This window comes from Acidithiobacillus ferriphilus (genome assembly GCF_018854775.1).
In the GTDB taxonomy this organism is placed as follows: Bacteria; Pseudomonadota; Gammaproteobacteria; order Acidithiobacillales; family Acidithiobacillaceae; genus Acidithiobacillus; species Acidithiobacillus ferriphilus.
On sequence record NZ_JAAZTY010000133.1, the window covers coordinates 1 to 7,155 of the forward strand.

11 protein-coding genes are annotated in these 7,155 nt (G+C 56.8%); 1 reads left to right on the forward strand and 10 read right to left on the reverse strand.

Translation table 11 applies throughout. The features are described 5' to 3' along the window. The 9 genes from HF921_RS09710 to relB all read right to left on the reverse strand — a co-directional run. A partial coding sequence (locus tag HF921_RS09710) for an arsenate reductase ArsC (protein ID WP_215893736.1) occupies window positions 1-264 on the reverse strand: 264 nt, incomplete at its 3' end. After that, window positions 264-626: an ArsR/SmtB family transcription factor gene (locus tag HF921_RS09715; RefSeq protein WP_215849508.1), complete on the reverse strand. Its 363-nt coding sequence runs from the start codon at window positions 624-626 to the stop codon at window positions 264-266. The genes HF921_RS09710 and HF921_RS09715, both read right to left, overlap by 1 nt. Before the next feature lie 111 nt (window positions 627-737). Continuing rightward, window positions 738-1,688, reverse strand: coding sequence for a protoglobin domain-containing protein (locus HF921_RS09720; RefSeq protein WP_215893012.1), 951 nt, complete (start codon window positions 1,686-1,688; stop codon window positions 738-740). Between the two features lie 131 nt (window positions 1,689-1,819). Beyond that, window positions 1,820-2,038 (reverse strand): DUF2283 domain-containing protein, encoded by a 219-nt coding sequence (locus tag HF921_RS09725; RefSeq protein WP_064218303.1) that lies wholly within the window; start codon window positions 2,036-2,038, stop codon window positions 1,820-1,822. Between the two features lie 234 nt (window positions 2,039-2,272). Further along, entirely contained in the window at window positions 2,273-2,485 is a 213-nt protein-coding gene (locus HF921_RS09730) for a hypothetical protein (RefSeq protein ID WP_215893738.1), read from the reverse strand. Between the two features lie 72 nt (window positions 2,486-2,557). After that, window positions 2,558-3,031, reverse strand: a complete 474-nt coding sequence (locus tag HF921_RS09735; protein WP_064218305.1) for a GNAT family N-acetyltransferase — start codon at window positions 3,029-3,031, stop codon at window positions 2,558-2,560. After that, window positions 3,024-3,314, reverse strand: coding sequence for a type II toxin-antitoxin system TacA family antitoxin (locus tag HF921_RS09740; protein ID WP_064218306.1), 291 nt, complete (start codon window positions 3,312-3,314; stop codon window positions 3,024-3,026). Before HF921_RS09740 ends, HF921_RS09735 begins: the two co-directional genes overlap by 8 nt. A gap of 105 nt (window positions 3,315-3,419) precedes the next feature. Then, window positions 3,420-3,689: a type II toxin-antitoxin system RelE family toxin gene (locus HF921_RS09745; protein ID WP_064218307.1), complete on the reverse strand. Its 270-nt coding sequence runs from the start codon at window positions 3,687-3,689 to the stop codon at window positions 3,420-3,422. Further along, a complete protein-coding gene (gene relB / locus HF921_RS09750; protein ID WP_064218308.1) occupies window positions 3,673-3,891 on the reverse strand; it encodes a type II toxin-antitoxin system RelB family antitoxin in 219 nt (72 codons plus the stop codon). Before relB ends, HF921_RS09745 begins: the two co-directional genes overlap by 17 nt. Before the next feature lie 311 nt (window positions 3,892-4,202). Here relB and HF921_RS13355 point away from each other — a divergent pair, with 311 nt between their 5' ends. Further along, entirely contained in the window at window positions 4,203-4,610 is a 408-nt protein-coding gene (locus HF921_RS13355; RefSeq protein ID WP_226834435.1) for a type II toxin -antitoxin system TacA 1-like antitoxin, read from the forward strand. Between the two features lie 308 nt (window positions 4,611-4,918). Here HF921_RS13355 and HF921_RS09765 read toward each other — a convergent pair. Beyond that, window positions 4,919-7,155, reverse strand: a 2,237-nt coding sequence (locus tag HF921_RS09765) for a pilus assembly protein (RefSeq protein WP_215893737.1), incomplete at its 5' end; no start/stop codon positions are given.

The window sequence follows — 7,155 nt, forward strand, 5'->3', positions numbered from 1 at the left end:
CTCACCGGCGGCACTGGCGCAGACGGTGATGACGATGTCCGGTGTTCCCGGTAGGTCATCCCAGGATTTGCTGTACAGACCCGCCGTGGGGATACCCGCGCGCTGGAGCAGGGCGAGCGAGCGGGGATGCACAAACCCCGTCGGGTGACTCCCGGCGCTCATGGCATGCATGTGCGGGCCCGTGAGGGCATTGAACGTGGCTTCGGCAAGGATGGAACGGCAGGAATTGCCAGTGCACAAAAACAGGATATTCAGGGTTTTCATTAAGTCCTCGACGCTGCGCAGGAAAGGGAAGGTTTTACGTCGGTGGTCACGCACGGAGCGCATAGTTCAGGCCGATGTCCGCAACAGTTGTCCGTGAGATAGGCAATGAGCCCCTCTGCCGCCATCAGGCAGGCCCGGTAGCGTTGGTAGCGGCCTTCCCGATGGCCGCTTACCAAGCCGGCATATTGCAGGGTTTTGAGATGAAAAGAGATGCTATTGCCGGGAATATCGAGCCGTACGGCGATGTCCCCGGCAACGAGACCGTCGGGTTCGTGCTCCACCAGCAGGCGATAAATATCCAGCCGGACGGGCGACGCCAAGGCTTCGAGCAGACGGATGACGTGATCTTGGCGCATTTCCATTGTCCAACTCCTGTATGTTTTTTGTAGTATTGATATATTCCTGAGGATCGTCAAGACAAGGGAAACACTCAGGCAGAACTCCCAAAGGAAAGACCGCCACGCAGCCCATATTCAGGGATCCCGCAAACTGCCGGAAGGAGCGGGACGGATAACGGAACCATGTTTCAACATCTCCAGACGATCGCCCAAGTGTTGTTCGAGAGATACCCAAAAGCTCTGTTGCCGGGGCGGATGAAAATATCCCGGCCACGGGCTGTATAAGGCCATGAGCATTTGCGGGGCTCCGGTAGCGCTCAGGATAGGATGTATTGCCATGGAACGTAGGCCGATGGCTTGGGCTTTGGCCCACGCCTCTGGCGCCAACTCCTTCTGAATGCTGTTGATATTAACTGGTTTTTCGTCAAGCCAAGCCTGCAATAATAAATTCTTTGGGTTGGTAGCACACCACGTATGGCCGAAACCCAATTCACAATGCAGACCGTACTTTTCTCCAACACTAATGATCTCGACGCCGGCGATCCCTGGAACTTTGACAATACGCTGCAGTGTTTCCCGTATGATGTCTTCTCGATTAATGGTTGCGGAAATGATCTGTCTAATATGTTCAAGGGTATTCGCCCGTTCATTTTCGGTCTCGGTATAGGCCATGAGTTGCCATGAGAGATCATTGCTGAGGCGCTCCATGATGATGGACTGCAACGTGGCGCTGTTGGTCAAATCGGAATAAATGGCGTCTTCCAGCACAGCGCGATAGACCTGAAAGGATTGGGCCAGGACGTCCGCAGGCAAACCAACCCAGGTGTGGTGCAAGCCGACCTCTCTCGCCATGGACATATGCTGTTCCTGGCTGAGACCCGGTGAAAGAATCCGCGTCAGATAACGCACCTGACAGGCCTTGAGATGGGTCATTTCGGCATCGGAAAGGAAACTCAGGATCTGCGCCGAAGCCTCGGCACGCATCAGGGTGTCGTAAAAGTTCGCGACCACCGCCTCGCTGTAGAAACCCAGCAGGTCCTGCACGGCATTGAGCCAGACATCAACATGATCGTAAGGGTCCATCATCTTGAGTCACCTGCGGGTGCTTCCAACCGGTTTCCCCGCCTTTCGGTCAGCACCAGCAGCGACGTGCTGGATATCCCGACATCTTTCCCGGTTGCCATGAACTGAACTCCTTGCGCGCCACCTAAAGGCTATTACCCAACCGCGACCCGGCGCTCACTACCGATCTGTTCAAATGAAAAATGCGGCACATCAGCGCGGGCGCTGGCGTGTTCGATGGTGAGAGCGCAGATTTCTCCATGCTCATCCACATCGATCAAGGTGTTTTCGTCAAAGTCTCTGGTTTCGCCCACGTCGCACGCCCGCAGCTCGATATACAGTGTGTCGGTGTCCTGAAAATACTGGATTTTCATGGCTGGAATCCTCTATCAAAAAAAGCGTTGTGCACTGTTTCTCCATCCGCTAGCAAGATTGCCCGGAGATACTTGCCACCCGCCTCAGGTATGGCTTTGTACCTGCGTATGCGACCATCGTCTTGTATGGTTTCACGGTCGGGATGCTCGATAGTCCTTCGTATCCATTCCATATCAATGCCCGCCCTGTCCGGGCGCAGCCGCATTGTTTGAAAATACTGGGTAGTCTTCATCCTATAACATCTTCGCCAAGTCCTCAGCCCGTAAGTGAGTATAGCGTTTCAGTATTTGCAATGTCTTGTGGCCGGTAACGGTCGCCACCTGCATGGGGTTCAAGACCATTTTCGATGATGAGTCACCTGCGGGTGCTTCCAACCGGTTTCCCCGCCCTCCGGCCAGCACCAGCAGCGACGTGCTGGATATCCCGACATCTTTCCCGGTTGCCATGAACTGAACTCCTTGCGCGCCACCCCTAGTATCGTATTGTAGTGGAAAACAGCGCCATCGTCGGAATTCTTCCTATTTGCGAAGCAGCAATAATTGCTGGTCTTGCAGCGGTGATGGGACGAACCCGAAACGCAGATAGAAACTAGACGCTTCCTCGTCAATGGGGTGGGTCAAAATCGCCCGGATACCCGCCTGCTCGGCGATCAGCAATGTGCGCCGAATGGCGTCCTGCAGCAGACCAAAACCGATGCCTCGCCCTTGCTCCTGTTGTGATACGGCCAGCCTCGCCAAAATGACCACAGGCAACGGATAGCGCACCATGCCTTGACGAATACGCACTGGCGCATCCAACGTGTCCACCTGGCCAACCGTGAGACTGAAGTAGCCCACCACCAAGCCATCATCCGCAACGACGAATGTCTTGGCCGAACCGCTCCCCGCAGCCATGCGCGCGTGGTGAATCAACCAGTCGTTGAGGGCCGGTTTGCCGCAATCGAAATCATCGAGCTTGTGCTGAGGCCCCAGCGGGACGGGCGCGTTATACATCCCACGGCGCCTTGCGGGAGAACAGATCCCGCAGGCCCCCGTTGACCTGTTCCGGCTGTTCCAACAAATCCAGCAGGTCCTGATATTGTCGGCCAGTCACCATGAACAACCGCTGGTCGAGCAAGGTCTGCTCGGCGGAAAGGCAGGCGCTGTCTAAAACGAAATCGGTCAGAGATTTGTGCGCTACATCTGCAGCGCGACGCAACATGGCCTCTTGTTCCGGTGTGGCGCGCAGCCCCAGGCGGGCGGAACGATGAGCAGAAGAAACAACCTTCGTCGTCATGGAAGCATCCCCAGCATGAAAAATGAGCAGTGACAACGTTAGTACAAATGGCGAACGCTGTCTAGGCGGCTTTCGGCAAGCAAAGAAACCTTCTAATGCACTTATTTACTGACGATAAGCCTCTTTCCGGTGGGCGATTTTCACGACGAGAATGCGTACATCGCGATCCTCAATATTCGCAACAATACGGAAGCTTCCTACTCGGTAACGCCAGAGACCGCTGAGACCCCCTGAAAGCGGTTTACCCAAACTGCGGGGATTCTCTAGGTTGGCCACTTTAACCTCGATAAAATCTCGGATGCGTTTACGCTCTTGTGCATCAATCTTCCGTACGTCTTTCTGAACAGACTCCGCGTACTCAATCCTCCAGACCACGCCAGAATTCCTCACTGCTTAATACGCGCTCATCCCCGCGCCGGACACGCTCCAAGGCTGCTTCGGCCAAATAAGCATCCTCCATATCATCCAGATGCTCCAAAATAGCCTCACGGACGTAATAGGTCTTCGTGCGCCCTGTTGCTTTTGCCAACGCATCCAGACGCTTCTCGATGTCGCTGGACAGACGAACCCCAATCATAAACACCTCTCGATAAACACGTTAAACATGCTTATCATTCTGCGCTTAGCCAGGAAAAAAAGGAAGCAGCCACTCCTTTCCACTCATCACCTCTACAGCGCGACGCAACATGGCCTCTTGTTCCGGTGTAGCGCGCAGCCCCAGACGGGCGGAACGATGAGCAGTGACAACGTTAGTACAAATGGCGAACGCTGTCTAGGCGGCTTTCCCCTCACTGAAACGCTCGTAACCGTTCGAGGTCGCGGATCGCGGCCGGGGAAGAGGTCGCTGCAGGTGCGTGCCCACTTGGCCGCCGAACACGCCAAGACGCGATGAGCTATCGCGTCGTATTCAGCCCGGAAGCCCAAGAGCAACTTGCCGAGCTTTACCGCTATATCGCCGAGGCGGCATCGCCCGATATTGCTGCGCAATACACCGAAGCCCAAGCTCTCCCTACCACCTTGAGAAGACCGCCTCAGAGAGCGGAAATCGGGTTGTCAAGGGGCGTTGTGATGTACGGCAATTTGCCGCACAATCGTGGTCAGGAGGGTAAGCCCATGCCACAACCGTTTTCCACCGCCCGCCTCGAAGCCCGGATCAGCACCGATATGCATTCGATGCTCAAGCGCGCCGCCGAGCTTCAGGGGCGCACCATGACCGATTTCGTGGTGGCCGACGTTCAAGACGCCGCGCAACGCGCTATCGAACAAGCCGAAATCATTTTTAGAAGTTTTTTGTAGCGGCGGCCAAGCGCATGGGCATCCCGCAGCCGAAGCTGTCAGGGATGATGCATGGCAACTTCACCAACCTGTCCGATGCTTCTGTATCTAGATCTCATTGAATAAGACTCCGCCATCCTACGGGTGAGACGGGGGGAGGGGCCAAGGTGAATGGCATAATAGTGCCATTGCCCAAGGGGATCAGTAGGTGATTTCCGGATTGCGTGGGCGCGCCTGCATATTGGTTGCCCAGTGCTACGCCGGAAACGTTGGCGCCATTTGCGGTGAGTGGAGCGCCGATTGCCTTGGTATATAAGCCCTCCGGGGCATCAATTGATGAACTTCCATCCCGCAGGGCCACCTAAAGGCAGTCCGGCACCAAAGCTCGTGGGGAATGTTCCCGACGAGCCGGTATTGTTAGCCGCGCCCTGCAACATGGCGCGACCATTGAAACTGGTGATGGTCGGCGTGAAGGCGGTTCCGTAACCCACGAAAAGTCTGTCGGTAATGGCCTTTCCGGTGCTGTCGGTGAAAGTACCGCTGGGGAACACCCCGTTGTCGAGCGCATAGAGGTAGTAGTAAGCATCGTTATCTCCACAGGTGCCCGCAGGTGGCGGCACGGTAACGGGCAGAATGACAGCGCCGCTATTGATCAGGGCGGGGGCGGAGATAACGGCCCCCGGTGGTAAAGGCGTGATGGGCGGATTGACGCCCGTGCCGGGTGTCGTATAGGCGCCGCCGCTCCAATTGCCGGTGCCGCCCGCATAGGCGGTCCAAGCCGGAGACCAGGTGCCATTCAGTTGTGAAAAGATCGTGATGCCGTTGGGTCCCTGTACGCGCAGATAGTTTTTGCCCTGATAGTACGTGCCGCCTATGTACTGCACTTGGCCCGGATTGGTGCCACTCATGCCCGTCGACCATTGCGACGAATAATTGCCAATGGCCGCTTTGGTCGCAAAGTCCTTGGCCAGCGTGAGCGTCTTGTTGCCGGGCGCCAGCAGGGTGGGCAGGGTGGCGGAGGGTATTTCATACAGATTACCGGCGTAGTCGCCCAGATAGAGATTCCCGCTGGCGTCGATGTAGGGGGTGGCGGTGTCATCGAAAGGCAGGGTATCCTGAAAACTCTGCCCGGTGCCGACGTTGACCCCTATCAGGTAACTGGTCGTGGTTCCGCTGACGGAACTGTTGTCGACCCATAGCGCCCAGGTCTGGCCGAAGTCGGTGCCCTCGGCCTGATACTGATAAAATACCGGATTGCTGGGCAGCGGCTGGCTGTAATTACTGCCCAGATCATCCTCCCATACGGTTTGTTTCAGGTTGGGAGCGGTGGTCCCGGTCAGTTGGAGATCGTAGAGGATGCCGCCATTGGCCGCGCTGCCGACCACATAAGTATGCCACTGTGCCAAACCATTTGTGGCATCGATCGTCTGGAAGCCGCCCTGCATATTCGCGCCCTGCCAGAAGGTGTTGTAATTCTGGAGTTGGGGTAGCAGTGCCTGGGGCATCCAACCCCAGAGCAGGGTAGGGCTGCCGGTATTGTTGTAGCCCATGGCGTACAGAAAACCATCGTTATCGCTGAAGAGGACCGCATTCTGGCGGTTGGCGTGACTGCTCGCGAACGAGAGATAACTGTTGGTGACGCCGCCTGCACCGAGCAATTGCCCGTTGTTGGGGGCCGGGAGCACTTGCGGCGGGGTGGAGCTGGGCAGACCCATGTACCAGCCGTTGTAACGCCCACCGAGATAGGCGCCGCTGCTGTAAGACGGGTCGATGGTGTAGCTGGCAATGGTGCTGGCTGTCAGGTTCGTGGGCAGCGTGCCAAAAGCGCCGGGCGTCTTCGAGGCCACGCTGGGCAGCAAGCTTTCCGCCCCCGCGCCATTGGCGCCACCTGGCGTGGTAGTGTACAGGGCGCCACTCCGATTGCTGGTGCTCATGTAGGTATTAGCGTCCCAGGATGCGCTGGAGCTTGGCGTACCATTGCTTTGTAGCGCATAGGCGTAGAGGTCGCCCTGTCCGGTGATCGGGTTGACATTCTTGAGCAAAAACTCCAAAGACCCCGTGGTTGCGGACGGTGGCGCGCCGTAAGACGCGGAAACGCTTTTGCCGAGAATATTGGCGACGATGCTGTTCATGGCGGATTGCACGGCCGAGGCGGAGGTTGCGGCATAGAAGCTGTTGGTGCCCCCCGCCTGGGCCATGGCGGTGAGCACGGCCTGACCCTGTAGGGCTACGGCCTGATCGGCAGCGGTTGCACCCGGCACATTGGGATTGACGGCGGAACCCACGCCCAGTACATAGGTTTTGATGCCTTTTTGGGCGAGTTTTTGGATTTCCTGAATGGCTTCTACCACCGCGTTGTTGTTGGTTGAACTCCAGGTGCTGGCGGTGATGGAGGTGACGCCGAACATTTGCGCCGAAGCGCTGCCCAAGGGCGGATACACATACCCGTTATTCATGCCTTGGGTGGGCTGTCCATCGGTGATGAAGATGACATATTTCTTGCCGCAGGTCGTTGGTGGCGGATTGGATAACTTTCCCTCGTAATACTTCAGTGCGGTGCTTTCAG

Bases quoted from the DNA above. Each gene is read 5' to 3' on its own strand.
- HF921_RS09730 (WP_215893738.1), bottom strand. From the start codon at position 2,485: ATGGCAACCGGGAAAGATGTCGGGATATCCAGCACGTCGCTGCTGGTG.
- HF921_RS09725 (WP_064218303.1), bottom strand. From the start codon at position 2,038: ATGAAAATCCAGTATTTTCAGGACACCGACACACTGTATATCGAGCTG.
- HF921_RS09740 (WP_064218306.1), bottom strand. From the start codon at position 3,314: ATGACGACGAAGGTTGTTTCTTCTGCTCATCGTTCCGCCCGCCTGGGG.
- HF921_RS09715 (WP_215849508.1), bottom strand. From the start codon at position 626: ATGGAAATGCGCCAAGATCACGTCATCCGTCTGCTCGAAGCCTTGGCG.
- relB (WP_064218308.1), bottom strand. From the start codon at position 3,891: ATGATTGGGGTTCGTCTGTCCAGCGACATCGAGAAGCGTCTGGATGCG.
- HF921_RS09735 (WP_064218305.1), bottom strand. From the start codon at position 3,031: ATGTATAACGCGCCCGTCCCGCTGGGGCCTCAGCACAAGCTCGATGAT.
- HF921_RS09720 (WP_215893012.1), bottom strand. From the start codon at position 1,688: ATGATGGACCCTTACGATCATGTTGATGTCTGGCTCAATGCCGTGCAG.
- HF921_RS13355 (WP_226834435.1), top strand. From the start codon at position 4,203: ATGAGCTATCGCGTCGTATTCAGCCCGGAAGCCCAAGAGCAACTTGCC.